The 13,845-nt window shown below is 46.9% G+C and carries 9 protein-coding genes; 1 reads left to right on the top strand and 8 read right to left on the bottom strand.

Annotated features, from left to right (window positions below; all coding sequences use genetic code 11):
- Positions 1 to 12: 12 nt before the first annotated feature.
- The 3 genes from JXR92_RS02175 to JXR92_RS02165 all read right to left on the bottom strand — a co-directional run bounded on the left by JXR92_RS02175 (position 13) and on the right by JXR92_RS02165 (position 5,101).
- Positions 13 to 1,467, bottom strand: coding sequence for a sodium:solute symporter (locus tag JXR92_RS02175; RefSeq protein ID WP_138344629.1), 1,455 nt, complete (start codon positions 1,465 to 1,467; stop codon positions 13 to 15).
- Between the two features lie 144 nt (positions 1,468 to 1,611).
- Positions 1,612 to 2,778 (bottom strand): exo-beta-N-acetylmuramidase NamZ family protein, encoded by a 1,167-nt coding sequence (locus JXR92_RS02170; RefSeq protein WP_117600247.1) that lies wholly within the window; start codon positions 2,776 to 2,778, stop codon positions 1,612 to 1,614.
- A gap of 229 nt (positions 2,779 to 3,007) precedes the next feature.
- Positions 3,008 to 5,101: a BT4734/BF3469 family protein gene (locus JXR92_RS02165; protein WP_138344628.1), complete on the bottom strand. Its 2,094-nt coding sequence runs from the start codon at positions 5,099 to 5,101 to the stop codon at positions 3,008 to 3,010.
- 371 nt (positions 5,102 to 5,472) lie between these two features.
- Here JXR92_RS02165 and JXR92_RS02160 point away from each other — a divergent pair, with 371 nt between their 5' ends.
- On the top strand, positions 5,473 to 6,096 hold the full coding sequence (locus JXR92_RS02160) for an HU family DNA-binding protein (protein WP_005834690.1): 624 nt from the start codon (positions 5,473 to 5,475) through the stop codon (positions 6,094 to 6,096).
- 148 nt (positions 6,097 to 6,244) lie between these two features.
- Here JXR92_RS02160 and JXR92_RS02155 read toward each other — a convergent pair whose 3' ends face one another.
- From JXR92_RS02155 to JXR92_RS02135, 5 genes are all read right to left on the bottom strand, one after another.
- Complete coding sequence (locus JXR92_RS02155) at positions 6,245 to 6,553, bottom strand: nucleotidyltransferase domain-containing protein (RefSeq protein WP_005824948.1); 309 nt, start codon at positions 6,551 to 6,553, stop codon at positions 6,245 to 6,247.
- A 3-nt stretch (positions 6,554 to 6,556) separates the two neighbouring features.
- Positions 6,557 to 6,829 (bottom strand): HI0074 family nucleotidyltransferase substrate-binding subunit, encoded by a 273-nt coding sequence (locus tag JXR92_RS02150; RefSeq protein ID WP_005824947.1) that lies wholly within the window; start codon positions 6,827 to 6,829, stop codon positions 6,557 to 6,559.
- Positions 6,830 to 6,919: 90 nt separating this feature from the next.
- A complete protein-coding gene (locus tag JXR92_RS02145; protein WP_005824945.1) occupies positions 6,920 to 8,473 on the bottom strand; it encodes a hypothetical protein in 1,554 nt (517 codons plus the stop codon).
- A 208-nt stretch (positions 8,474 to 8,681) separates the two neighbouring features.
- Positions 8,682 to 10,367 carry a RagB/SusD family nutrient uptake outer membrane protein gene (locus JXR92_RS02140; RefSeq protein WP_005824940.1) on the bottom strand — a complete coding sequence of 562 codons (1,686 nt, stop codon included), beginning with the start codon at positions 10,365 to 10,367 and terminating at the stop codon, positions 8,682 to 8,684.
- A gap of 22 nt (positions 10,368 to 10,389) precedes the next feature.
- Positions 10,390 to 13,785 (bottom strand): SusC/RagA family TonB-linked outer membrane protein, encoded by a 3,396-nt coding sequence (locus JXR92_RS02135; protein ID WP_044468867.1) that lies wholly within the window; start codon positions 13,783 to 13,785, stop codon positions 10,390 to 10,392.
- Positions 13,786 to 13,845: the final 60 nt, after the last annotated feature.

The following is a 13,845-nucleotide window of genomic DNA, read 5'->3' as shown; positions in this document are numbered from 1 at the left end:
TGATGTATTAAGTTAATTGTTCTTTTTATCTTTCTTAATCAATAGACAGAGACCGATGAAAGTGAACAGTGCATTGAAAATCAGCAATTCGTAGCTGAATTGATAACCTCCGAACCAGACTTCGGAATTCTTCTGCAGAATGAAGCAGAGAACCGGGGAGGCGATGGCAACTAACGGGATGTACTTGTCACGCACTTGTTGTTTCATGAAAATGCCGAAAGCAAACAGACCCAGGATAGGACCGTAGGTATAGCTTGCCAGAATATATACAGCGTCGATGACACTGGTGTTGTTGAGAAGATTGAATACGAAAATGGTGATTCCCATGACAACCGCCATGCCGATGTGCACTTTCTTGCGCATCTTCACAACCGTCTCTTCCGACTTGCCTTTCGTTCCCAGAATGTCTACGGTGAAGGAAGTGGTCAGCGCGGTGAGTGCCGAGCCTGCGGCTGAATAGGCAGAAGAAATCAGGCCGATGATGAACAGTATGCCCACAATGGCAGGGAAATAGTTGCCGGTGGCAATCAGCGGGAACAGTTCGTCACTCTTCTCCACCGCAATCTGCTGGTTGGCGGCAAAGATGTAGAGCAGCACGCCCAGCATCAGGAAAAGCAGGATGACGAAGAACTGCGAAATGACACTGGTAATCATGTTCTTCTGTGAGTCCTTGAAGTTCTTGCAGCTCAGGTTGCGCTGCATCATGTCTTGATCCAGCCCGGTCATGGCAATCATGGTGAAGGCACCGGCGAGGAACTGCTTGAAGAAGTACTGCTTGCTGTTCACATCGCCGAAGAAGAAGATGCGGGACATGTCACTGTCGGCAATGGTGCTTACCATACCGGTAAATGACAGATTGAGGTCGGAAGCGATATACCAGATGCAGAGTACGACCGACACCACCAAGCAGAATGTCTTCAGAGAGTCTGTCCAGATAAGAGACTTTACGCCACCCTGGAAAGTGTACAACCAGACCAGTGCCACCGTGATGGCCACGTTCAGCAGGAAAGGCAGTCCGAAAGGTTCGAATACCAGCAGTTGCAGCGTCAGGCATACGAGGAACAGACGGACAGCGGCACCGAGCATTTTGGAGATGAAGAAGAACCAGGCACCCGTGCGGTAGGAAGACATGCCGAAACGGTTCTCCAGATATTCGTAGATGGATACCAGGTTCATTTTGTAGAACAGCGGTACCAGCAGATAGGCTATGATGAGCTGTCCGGCAATGAAGCCCAACACCATTTGCAGATAGCCGAAGCTGCTGGCGGCAACCATGCCGGGTACGGATACATAGGTCACACCTGAAATGGCGGAACCGACCATGGCGAACGCCACGACATACCAGGATGACTTGCGGTTACCCACAAAGAAGCCGGCGTTGTCTGCCTTCCTTCCTGCAATATAGGATACCGTGAACAGTATCGCGAAGTAGGCGGCTATGGTGATGATTACGGATAGTGGAGTCATAATGTTTATTTACAATTTGTTCATTTACAATTTACAATTTGCCATGCGGCGTTTCTTTAGTATAAACTGTTGTACCTTCCCATTTACTTTTGAATTGTACCTTCTCTGAAATTGTACATTGTAAATAGTGAATTGTACATGTCTTTATTCTTCGTAGAGCAGGTAGGGCTTGCGCTGTACCTTGAATTTCTCTACGTCGTCTTTCCATCTTGCCTTGATTTCTTCGGCGCTCTTCCCTTCCTTTATCATTTTGCGCACGTAGTCGGTGCCTATCAACAGTTCGAAGAAGGAACGGAAGAAGTGGTCGTCCATGTTCAGATTCCGGTAAGCGTCTATCACGTAACTCAAGTCAATACCGCGTTTCCAGATTTCCTCGTCGCTCATGTTGCTCAGGTTCACGCCGTGGCAAAGCTTGCCCAGCTGGGGCGGATTCTTGGCTCCGGGAACACTGCGCGGGGTGAAGCTGTAGCTGTAGCCCGTCATGTTGGGATGCCCGTAGACCTGGAAGGGGAGGTCGGTTCCTCTTCCCAGACTGACCGGAGTGGCCTCGAAATAGCAGGTCGAGGGGTACAGATAGATGGACTTCATGTTCGGCAGATTGGGGGACGGGGGAATCGGCAGCTTGTATAGGGTCTGGTGCGTATAGTTCTTGCAGGGAATGACGGTCAGGTCGCAAGTGCGTGACGCCGGCAACCAGCGTTCGCCGTTTACCATCAGGCCCAGTTCGCCCAGCGTCATGCCGTGCACCACGGGAATCGGCAGCCAACCTACACCGGATTTATATTTCATGTCCAGTATCGGGCCGTCCACGTAGTGTCCGTTCGGATTGGGGCGGTCCAGTATCAGCACCTTACGGTTGTATTCTGCACAAGCGTCCATCAGCCGGCACATAGAGGCATAATAAGTATAGAATCTCAGGCCTACATCCTGGATGTCTACCACAAGGATATCGAACTTGCGCATGGATGCTTCGCTTGGTTTTCCGGATTTCCCGTCGTACAGCGAGAGGATAGGTACTCCGGTCTTCTTGTCTACCGAGCTGGACACGTGTTCGCCTGCGTCGGCATCTCCTCTGAAACCGTGTTCAGGGGAGAAAATGGCTACTACATTGAACTTGTTTTCCAGCAGAATATCCAACAGATGCTTGTCTCCTATCATTCCTGTATGATTGGAGAATATGGCAATTCGTTTATCTTTTAGGATTGGAAAATACTCGGAAGTCTGTTCATCACCTAAAATAATTCGTTCTTCTTGTGCCCGGCACAGTAAAGAACTACATAGCACAAAGGCTAAAAGCAGCAGTTTCTTCATAATAGTATTATTAAGGAGGACGTTGTTTGCAACAAAGATACGGTTTATTTTAATATCAAAAACACTTATTTGGGTATTTTTAGTATTATCAATCATAATTTGCAAATAGTCAACTGTTCACCTTATTAATAATGGTTGAACTGCATCAACTGCGTACGGAAATACTTTTTATAAAAAGAGTGAGGGCCAAGTTTGCCCTCACTTTGGTACAATCGGTGGGAGTGCCGGTTCATTCTTCTATTCTTACCAGATGATAAAGTGTTCCCCGGTTCGATTTCTTGTTGAGGATGTCCAGCTTGCGGAGCGTGCGCCCGAAAGCTGCTATCCGGTTGATGGCCAACTTATCCCTCGTTTTCTGTTGCAGGTCGTTGAAAATCTGCATGGCTGTGAGCCATTCGCCTTCTTCGCTCTCCTCCGCGCCACGGAAATGGCAAAGGAAAAGTTCTTCCAATGGGTCTACCCGCTCGAATTCCCGGTTGTACTCCTTTACGATTGCTTCGTCAGTGTCGTCCAGCCAGTAGCGTTCACCCTTCATGATGTCGTGCATGGCTTGGGCATAGAGCTGGTGATAATTGATAGTGACGTTTGTCTGGATAGGACCGGTCACTTCGATGCAGATGAAACGGCGACTTCCCGACGGGTCGGTCAGCAGGTCTTTCAGATTGCTGGTCCCGATGAAGGAGGCATAGCGGCGCATTTCCTGAATAGTGGTACCGTAGGGCTTTCGCAGGTTGGCAACCGGTTTTTGCAGGAGGTGCTTCAAGAAGCCTTGCTGATTGGCGTTTATCTGGTCGAATTCGTCGATGTTAATCAGAAAAAAGCGGCCAAGGCTGCGCTCCGCTTCCTGCTTGCTCTTGAAGTCGATACTGTCGGTGTAGCCGAAACGCAGTTCCGGTGGCAATAGGATGCGGCAGAAAGTACTTTTGCGGTAACCTTGCGGACCTACGAGCAGGGGCGAGGTATTGTTGCCGTGCTGTTTGTCGGTTCCCCGCCAATGTGCCACCATGCCAAGAAACCACCGGTAGAACAGTTCCCTCCAGTGGGGATTGTGGCAGGGCACGAGGTCGGCCAATGCGCGGATGCGGTCTTTGCCGTCCCAGCGTCCGGTGTTATAGAGATATTCTTCGATGGGGTTGTATAGCGGCACGTAGTCCGAAGACAGGAAGCGGGTGATGTCGCGGTCCCACACACGTACTCCCTCTTTCAGTGCCTTCATGGCGATGCTGCTGCGTACGCGCTGGTCGGCAGGTTGGAAGTAGAAGTGGATGGAGTCGCGCTGCCGGTATTCCAAGTCGCCAAGCACGGTGTTGTAGCGGAATTCGTAGCGGCGTTTCATGAACTCCTCCAGCCGGAAAGCAGTTTCCTGGTCTTTGTTCAGGCTGCTGCGGGTGCCGAAGCCTTTCAATTCCCCGTAAAGGTTATGCAGCGTCAGGCGTACAAGGGGTTCGTCTGCCTCCCGGTAGTAGTGCATCAGTGTCTGGCGCACCGCTTCTTCTTCAGGAATGCCGGCTTTGAAGCAATGTTCGGCAAGGCGGGACAGCAGCGGGCGCAGGTCGTCGCCCCGTCGCCAGTTGTCCAAATCGCGGAAGGCACGGTCGAGGGCGGCCTCGAAGAGCAGGTTGCATGTGTCCGCCACTTCGTAGCCGGGAGTCATTCTCAGCAACGGATTGCTTTCCTGCTGTTTCCGTTGGCGGTAGTTGTCTTCCGAGGGCAGGGCGCAGGGCTGTTCCAGGCAGAAGGCCACGGCGGTGGGGCTATAATAGGGCTGTTCGTCCACGGTCATCCGGCAGCTTTGTAGGAGTGAAGGAGCCTGGAGGGTGATGGGGAAAGGGAGAAGGGGTTGGTAGCACTTCACTGCCAGGCGGTAGGCGTGGGCGTGGAATAAGGCGATATCGTCTTCATTCTTTGGAAGCCCTCCGTCGGGCAGGGTGAAGCGTACCCATATTTTGGCGCTTCGTCCGCTGGAGCCACAGAAGGCGGCAAAGGTTTGCGGCAGCAGGGCGGCTTGTTGTTTCACCAGTTCAGCTTCGGCCACCCCGGCCAGATTGTTTACTTCCAGTAGTATCAGCCCGTTGTAGGTCTTTATCCGATGTTCTCCTGCTTTGGTGCGGGTCATTTCTACGGCGGGATAGAGACGCGGCAGTCTGTCGATATGCTCATATCGGGCGTTGGTCCCTTTCAAATGCGGGATGATGCTACGCAGCTCCGTAATGTATCCGGTCTTGTTCTCGGTTTTCAGCTTTTCCATCAACATGTCCGTTTCTTGTGTGCTGACGGCCTCTTTTCCGCTTTCGCGTTCCTCTCTGATCAGTGTGATTTTCATTCTTTATCGTGTATGTAATATTCTTGTAAAGATACGCCGGGAAAGGGGGGGATACAAGCTTTTCAAGGATTATTTTCCGATTGGCTTCTTTTTTGGGGTGGAATGTCTATATGTTTCTTTTATAAAAGGTGTTTGTTTCTTTGCTTATCCCCATAGTTTTGTCTATTTTTACACCAGAGTTTATGAACAGTCCACTAAAGTGGTCTTTCTTGTTCATATTAGTGAACGGAGCAGCTCACTACAGTGAACGGTTCTGCTCACGGGCTGGGCTGTGATATAACCTTTGTACTTCAACAGACTGCGTACGTACTTCGCACGTGTTCCGTGCAGTGCTTTATCGTATAATGTAACCCTTTAACGCAGTTTGAACTATGGCTATTTTGTTTGATTGGTACGAGAATCCGGACTCGTACGACAAATCTCCGGAAGATAAAATCCTTCATCCCCGTCTCCGCCTAAATGGGAGCAGGTCTACCGATGAATTGCGGCGGGACATCCAGGCACGTTGCTCATTGACAGAAACCGATGTGACGGCTGTGCTTGATGCTGTGTCGCACGTCATGGGCAGGGAACTTGCCGAAGGAAGGCAGGTGCATCTCGACGGCATCGGCTACTTTCGCGTGTCGCTCACCACGACCGAACGGGTAGTGGCTGCTACCAAGCGTAAGTTGACGAAGGTGAAGATGGCGGGTGTGAAATTTCGTGCCGACCAAAAACTGAAAAATGAAATTGGTACCATCAAGGCAAAGGCTTTGAAGGCAAACGAGCATTCGGCTAAACTGACGGATAAAGAGATAGACCGTCGGCTGACCAACTATTTCGCCACTCGCCCTTTTATGACACGGAATGACTTTCAAAGCGTTTGCGGCATGATGCGTACTACTGCCATGCGGCATATCCGTCGGCTGCGCACCGAAGGAAAGTTGAAGAATGAGGGAACAATGCTGCAACCGATTTATGTACCCGTTTCAGGATATTACGGTAAGAATGAGTGACTTATAACTTTGAACGAAGAAATCTTGTGGTGAGGGCAAATTTTGCCCTCACTTTTTAAATTTGCTCTCACCCACCTCTTGAATGCCGATGAATAGGGCGATGCGTGCGAAAGGTGAGGGTGGTGAGGGTGGATGTGTGAAATTTAGTTTAGTTTGATGGGCGGCTGAATATGGGTATTCCCATACGGTGTATATGTTCCAAAAGGTCGGCATTCTTTAATTTGCCATAGATGGAAAGGTCTACGCTGTAAGGCAAAAGCAGGTCGTCTATTTCATCGGAAAGGCTGCTTAAAGTATTATACGTAAGTCTGTCTCCCATCAGCGTGATGTCTATGTCAGAAAAAGGCTTGAAATTTCCTTTGGCTCGTGAGCCGTACAAAACAGCCTGCTCTATTTCTTCATGTTTCCGGAAGAGATTGCATAGCTTTTCCAGTTCATTGTCGGTCAATCCGTACATAGCTCAATCGAATAAGGATGGTGTATTCAAGGATTGCATTTTCTCTTCAGAGACTACATCGTTGTCATGATTGTGCGATGTCAGATTTCGGGCTTCTATAGTCTCCGTCCATTGCTTGTCATCAATCAATCCCATTTCAAGGGCTTTGCGTATGGCATCACGGGAGCTGCGGATGTCGGTATACCCCTGATATTCTGCATAGTCCTTCATCACTTTCCAGGCCAGTTCGTGGGTATATTCAAAACGCTGTATCCATCGTATGTCTTGCTGTACCATGATAGCTGTCTGTTTTTAAGTAAGCAAATATAAGCTTCTTTTGTGTAACGAGCAAATGGATGGGGGCTTTTTCGTGAAAGCTGTCTGGGGCTATTTTGGAGAAAGGCTGTTTTTAGGTGTGGAATAAGTTCCTGAATTTGTTGAGCCGATGTCGAAATAGTTATATATGTATGTTCTGGTTCCACATGCATTTATGAAATCAACCGTTACGCAAACTCGTTCAATTTCATGACTGTTCCGACTGCTGAAAGTAGTGAAATAATATCCTTGCATGTCTACCTCCCAATCGCAGTCAACACTCCAATGAAAATCATGCGCACCTTCAGGAATAGGATTCAATCCGCATTCACCTCCGCTTTGTGACAGATAGCCATATATAATGTCATGGTCATTTTCTTGTATTCCTGATACATTGAAAGTAATTGGTTTGGAAAACTGAACAGTGTATTCCTTTGTGTGTACTATTGCGGTTAAGGTCGTATAAATGGAACTGCCTCCGGGTGTCCCTAAATTATTCAGGGTGATAGCAGGTGATGCCTGATTTAATTGCGAATATAAATCGTTGCCAACAATCCAATCCACTGTTGCTTTTGTGGGAAAATTCTTGATACTGAATGTCCCGTTGTCACAGATTACGTCAGGGCCAATCAGTTGCATTGATGTCTTAGATACACTCAAAGGTAGCTCATTGGTAAAATTATCGGTTTGATTTTTATATTTGTAGCTCACTTTGACACTTGCGTTACCGGGTTGTGTCGGTACGATTGTTACCGTAGAGCTGTTCTGACCACTTACTATCTTAATATTCTTCCCGGTCCAATAAAATGTATGTGCCTTGCTGTCATTGATGGAATATATGTATTCTTTATATTGTTCAATATTTCTGTAGCCATCTATTTGAGGACCCATATTGGGAAAACTGATATTGCTTTTCCGAGCCATGAAATACTCTTTTGCTCCGATAGAATTTATGTAGAAATCATGGACTTCTACTCCGACATCGCTGTTCTTGAAGGCTTGCTTTGATTTCAAATTTATTTGGAATCTACTTTGTGTGACAGATGCACTTTGAGAGACTTCAGCGAATAGATTTTTATCGTAAGTCCACTTTATGCCCGTATCTTTGTTTATGGAATAATTGCACCAAAGTGTTATCGTATCTCCCAATTCAAATGTTGAAGGGGCATTGATTGGCATAGGTTTCATTTTGACATTGATGTTTCTTAGATCTGCGGTAAGTTCGATTGTACTTTTTTCAGGACGTACCATCAGGGTAGAATTACTACCTGCTTTAGTCCATAATACATTTATTGGAAAATGGTTTTTTCCTGCTGGAATTTGGGTTACCCATGTACTCTCGAATCGTTCTTGGTAGTTTGTTTTGAATCGTGCTTCTCCACCGACTGCTGAAATTCTTATACCTACAGATTGTTTTTGTATAGGAATACTTAAATCATAAGTGTAGTAACCATCACTAACATAGGGGTTCATTTCGCCCGTAATAGTACCGCTTATGTAGGAAGCACGTGTTGTGACATCAGAATAGAAATCCTTATCTTGTAACTCGTCTGTTTGTTCTTCTTTGTTGCAACTACTATTGATGAAGCAGATTAGTAGTACGAAAAATATGTTCTTCTTTTTCATGATATGTTTCTTGTTAGTATGTTATGAACGAAGGGAAAGTATATGATATTGATTTATGGTTCCTTTTAGAAGGTGCTATTCGTGTTTCTATACACCTTTTAAAGGGAATAACAAAAGCGTCCATACATTTGTATTTAGATACATGGAATGTATGAACGCTTTAATTAAATCCAAACGAGGTACAGCGCGATATGCTGTTTTTAGTTGATTACCAACCCGGATTCTGCTTCATGTTTTTATTCAGGGTCAACTGTGTAGTTGGAATCGGGTAGAAATAATGTTTGGCTTCATAAGTACGGATTTGTGCATCGGAGGCATCTATATATCCGTTCTTGGTCGCTTCTTCACAGTCAGGCACATTGCTTACGTTGGCGCCCAACATGGTGTTCGGGTACTTGGTTGAATCCAATTTGTCGAGCTGGTGCCAACGGATTAAATCCCAATATCGGTACCAGTTATCCATAATCAGTTCGCAACGGCGACAGCGGCGTATCTCCCAAATCAGATTGCTTACTCCCATATTATTGGCAGGATCGGCATCTGGAGTAGTTGTCATAGCCGGCAGGCCGGCACGAGCTTGAAGCTTGTTTATGGAGTTGTTGAGATCGTCTTGTGTGAGAGAACCCATTTCGGCTTTGGCTTCTGCAAAGTTCAGATAAATAACTGAAATCCAATAGAGCGGGCAGTCGGTGTATTGGTAGCCGATGTTGTTTCGGTCGCTTACACTCAATTCTTCGGGGTTATCATACTTGGCGATGCCATAACCGGTCGATGTGGTGAAGGCTGCTACACCGGCACGGCTGTAGGCGTGGCCTCTGAAAGAAAGTACCGGGTCAAGAATTTCGGACAGGCGCTTGTCGCGTACGGCCAAAACCTCTCTTATAGAGTAATTTTTGTCTGCATCCAATACGGCTGCATCGTCCTTGTTTTTCGAGGTTGTTGCCAACGGTTTTCCATCAAGGAAAAGGAAACTGTCGAATGCGTCCTTTGAAATGCCGTGCGTACCACTTGTGTTGATTGTGTAGTCAATGGTGGAGTGCCTTAGCGAACTTTGTGCATAAGGCTTGTAGAAAATCATTTCCGGATTGCTTGCCAGGCTGACAGAATTATAGTTGGCTTTGTAACTATTACTTAGAGAGTAGTTTTTGGCCATAAGATATTCGCAGGCTGATACACATTCTTGCAAGTATTTGTTGGCGCGGCTCTCATCAGCGGCTTTGCCATTCTCGGCTTGAGTGCGATATTTGCAGTATGTACCTTCATATAAGGTGATGTCTGCTTTCATGGCATATGCCATGTCGGTGCTGAAACGTTGCCGATTGCTGTTTGCGGTAATGTGTTCGCACGCATAATTGATGTCTGCCAGCACATGGTCCATCACTTCATCCCGGTCGGTGCGTGGTCCGTAGAGGGCTTCGTTGTCGGCTGGGTCGATAACTTTGTCTATCCATTGAACATCGCCGTACATACGGACCAACTGATAGTATTCCCACGCACGGTTCATGCGTGCAAGACCTTCATAGTGGGCCTTTGTTGCTTCATCAAGAGAGGAAGACTGTACACCGGCAATGATATAGTTGGCGCGTCGGATTTCTGTGAAAGGGGCTGACCAGTTTGTGGAAGATGCGACCACGTTAGTGTAAGTCCAGTTATGGCTTTCTGCATCTACCTGGTCATCGCTTATTGTTTTGAAGTAGAACCATCCTCCACTGGCTCCGTTGCCAAAGCCGGTAAAGTTGTTATAAAAAGTATTGCACTGATTATCCAAATTATCGGTGTTGCTCCAGTATGCCGGAGTATTCGTGAAGGTATCCAAGGGGGATTTGTCCAGCAAATCGTTGCAACCGGTTAACATCGCCAGCGCTGTGACCCCATATATAAATAATTTCTTCATTGTTCTTAAGTTTTTGAGGTTGTTATAATGTTACCTGGACTCCAAATGAGAATGTGCGTGTAATAGGAGCTATACGTCCCCATCCACCGGCTGTAAGTCCATTGCCTGTACTGATTTCGGGGTCGACTGGAAGGTCATTCCCTTTGTGGAGCAGAAAGAGGTTGCTGCCACTGAAGTAGATACGTGCTTTCTCAATGTAGGCTTTGCGTGTCCACTCTTTCGGAAGGGTATATCCCACAGTTACGTTCTTCAGACGAAGATAGGACATGTCTGTCAAATAGCGGGATTGGGGATAGTAGTTGTTGCAGCCGTTAGCTATACCGGATACGGTACCTCCACTATTATTTGTACCACGATAAAGACGTGGATAACGGTTGCCTTGATTTACCTCATAACCGGTAATGGCGGTATAGTCTGAATTCCAAAGCACTTTGTTATAGCTTGTTTGGTGGGAATAGATGGCTACGTCGGCATGTACCATGGCGGGAAGGTTTAGGGAAGAAGTCGTCCAGTCCTCACGTTTGCCTACACCTTGGAAGTAGAGGTCAAGGTCGATACCTTTCCACGCTCCGCCTAAATGGAAGCTGTATTCGTAGCGTGGCATAGAGTTTCCGATGACTTTCAAATCGCCGTGGTCGTCTGCTGTGCCTTTTCCACCGTCAATCTTGCCATTGCCGTCCAAATCCTTGAACTTGACGTCTCCCGGGCCGTAATGGAAATTACCGGATTCCAGTCCTGCCTGGCTTGCAATGCCGTTTGCATAATTCCATGAACCGTCTGCATTTTGGCTGGTGAAGTCTTTTTCCTCGAAGTAACGGTCGGTTTCAAAACCGAAAATGTCACCGTAGGTTTTACCGGTGTAATAGGTGCTGAGCAGTTTGGAATCATTGTCCCACTTTGTTACTTTAGTCTTGGAGTCACCGATGTTGAAGTTGGCATATACGTCGAAGTCGCCGAAGGTATGGCGCCAGTTCAAGTTCAACTCCCATCCACGTGTACGTAAGGTACCGGCATTTTCATAAGGAGCAGAAGCACCCAGAGTGTTCGGCAATACTTGTGCCGGTGCCAGCATGTCACGATTCTCACGTTGGAACCAGTCGAAACCTATAGTCAGTTCGTCATTCAAGAGACCCAGGTCAAGACCTATATTGAGGGTGCGGATACGCTCCCAGGTCAAAGTACTTGATACCAAATCCGGCATGTTATACATGGTCAGGAGATTAGCGTTGGCATTATTGTTTTCAATCCAATAGATATAGCCGGTACTTTTATTGTTCAACCGTTGGCTTATTAATTGTTCGAACATGTAGTCGCCCACAGCCTCGTTGCCGATTTCGCCAAAAGAAGCACGCAACTTACCATTGCTGACAATATGTTTCAGTGGGGCGAAGTAGGCTTCTTCGGAGAAGCGGTAGCCGATGGATGCAGAAGGGAAGAAGGCCCACTGGTCGGTATGGGGGAAACGGGAAGAACCGTCGTAACGTCCGTTCAGTTCCAATAAATAAATGCCTTTGTAGTCATAATTGATACGGCCGAAATAACCGGCAGAAGCGCGGGATGTATGATTCCAACTCAAATCTTGTCCATCCTTGCCAGCCATATTCAGTTCGGGGTATCCCTCTTGATCGTACATCACATTGCGGGTACCATACAGATATTTGTATTCCTCTTCTTCTGCGTTGACACCTGCCATTACATTCAGATTGTGTTTTTTGGCAAATGTTTTGGTATAGTTTACGTATGCGTTGGCCGTCCATGTGTTCTGTTTGGAAAAGTCTCTCCAGATACCGCTATTGCCTTTAGTGACGATGTAAGAGGGTACCGGTTTCCCGCTCCAATTGATGCCGTAAACGGAGTTGTCCTGCGAACCGCTGTTCATATTCTGAATGGCATATGTAAAGTCTGCATTAAGGGTCAGTCCTTTAACGATTTCAGCTTTCAAGAAAGTGTTCATACGGGTCAGGTCTGTTGTCACTTCACGATCGGCAGCTTGCTTCTGCATGGCCATGACGCGTGTGTCATAGCCGTCGATTGTGCCCGAAGGAATGAAATAAGAACCCCAACGCCACAAATATTGGTAGGTGTTGGCCCATGTGTCCGGGCGTTTATAGTTCTTACGACTATAGTTGATGCGTGCACCCACCTGTAGCCAGTCGTAAACATTAGTGGTGACATTGACTGAGGCATTGTACTTTTTTAGTTCGTCCGGGTGAATCTTCATCTGTCCTTGCTTTTCGTTGTAGCCGAAAGATAGGTAGTAATTGGTCTTACCAGATGTTCCTTGTATAGAAACATTGTGGCTCATGGAAGGAGCAGCTTTGTTGAAGTAGATGTCCTGTACATCCCAGTCAGCATAATAAAAAGGAGTGCCGTCCAATACGATATAGTCACCCACGTTACTATCGCTTTGGTAGAGGTTCATAGGACGGTAGCCGGTCTTGCCGCCGTTCTGTTGCTGCCACTTTTCGGCGTAAGGTAACAATTTGTCGAAATACATACCGAACAATTCAGGCATACCGGCACCACCGTTCATACTGGCTTCGATACCCATCTTTAATTGTGTGGGTACATCGGGATAGTCCGGCAGGTAAGTAGCTTGATCCCATGCAAAATTGTTGCTGTAATTGATGGTAACCTTTTCGCTAGGCTTTGCGCTCTTGGTATTGATTAGAATCACACCGAAAGCGGCGCGCGTTCCATAAATGGAGGAAGCGGAAGCGTCCTTCAGTACGGAAATATTTTCGATGTCTTGCGTATCGAGGAAAGAAATGTCATCCATCGGAACGCCGTCCACTACAATGAGTGGATTGCTGACTTCTCCATTACTCAATGTCCCCAAACCACGTATACGCATGGAGGCTGTCTCGTCGATGGCACCACTTGTGGTGAGAATGCTTAGTCCCGGAACAGCCCCTTGCAATGCTTTGGCTACATCTTGTTGTGGACGACCTGCCATTGTCTTGTTTAAGTCCACTGTAGAAACTGCTCCTGTCAAGTTAGCCTTCTTTTGTACACCGTAGCCTACTACTACTACTTCATCCAGCATCTCGGTATCTTCTTTCAGAGTTATTCTCATCGTTTTGGCTGCCTTCACTTCTTGTGTCTGATAGCCCACAAATGATATTTTTAGTGTTGCTCCCGGTGTTATGGTCAATGTAAACTTACCGTCTAAGTCGGTAATTCCGCCGTTGGTAGTCCCTTTTTCTACTACGCTGGCACCGATAATCGGTTCGCCGGCTGCATCGACAACTAAACCGCTGATGGTGATAGCTTGTAATTGTTCTGTTACACCAAGCGATTTATCAGGATTGGCTTGTGCAGCCATCACGTTGCCGCTACTTAATAACAGTGAGCTGATTGCCACTGCTGTGAGGAGTTTGCTATGTGTTAGTCCTCGTTTTTTGTGATCTTCATTCATAAATGATTGATGATTTGTTGTTAATTAAATACTTCTTAAATTTAGGGTAAGGGTAATAAG

This window comes from Bacteroides parvus (genome assembly GCF_017309675.2).
Classification (GTDB): domain Bacteria; phylum Bacteroidota; class Bacteroidia; order Bacteroidales; family Bacteroidaceae; genus Bacteroides; species Bacteroides uniformis.
This window is presented reverse-complemented; position numbering and strand designations above follow the sequence as displayed.

What these genes read in the sequence shown, in the direction of transcription:
- JXR92_RS02155 (WP_005824948.1), bottom strand. Translation starts at nt 6,553, where the DNA reads ATGTACGGATTGACCGACAATGAACTGGAAAAGCTATGCAATCTCTTC.
- JXR92_RS02140 (WP_005824940.1), bottom strand. Translation starts at nt 10,367, where the DNA reads ATGAAGAAATTATTTATATATGGGGTCACAGCGCTGGCGATGTTAACC.
- JXR92_RS02160 (WP_005834690.1), top strand. Translation starts at nt 5,473, where the DNA reads ATGGCTATTTTGTTTGATTGGTACGAGAATCCGGACTCGTACGACAAA.
- JXR92_RS02145 (WP_005824945.1), bottom strand. Translation starts at nt 8,473, where the DNA reads ATGAAAAAGAAGAACATATTTTTCGTACTACTAATCTGCTTCATCAAT.
- JXR92_RS02150 (WP_005824947.1), bottom strand. Translation starts at nt 6,829, where the DNA reads ATGGTACAGCAAGACATACGATGGATACAGCGTTTTGAATATACCCAC.
- JXR92_RS02165 (WP_138344628.1), bottom strand. Translation starts at nt 5,101, where the DNA reads ATGAAAATCACACTGATCAGAGAGGAACGCGAAAGCGGAAAAGAGGCC.
- JXR92_RS02135 (WP_044468867.1), bottom strand. Translation starts at nt 13,785, where the DNA reads ATGAATGAAGATCACAAAAAACGAGGACTAACACATAGCAAACTCCTC.
- JXR92_RS02175 (WP_138344629.1), bottom strand. Translation starts at nt 1,467, where the DNA reads ATGACTCCACTATCCGTAATCATCACCATAGCCGCCTACTTCGCGATA.
- JXR92_RS02170 (WP_117600247.1), bottom strand. Translation starts at nt 2,778, where the DNA reads ATGAAGAAACTGCTGCTTTTAGCCTTTGTGCTATGTAGTTCTTTACTG.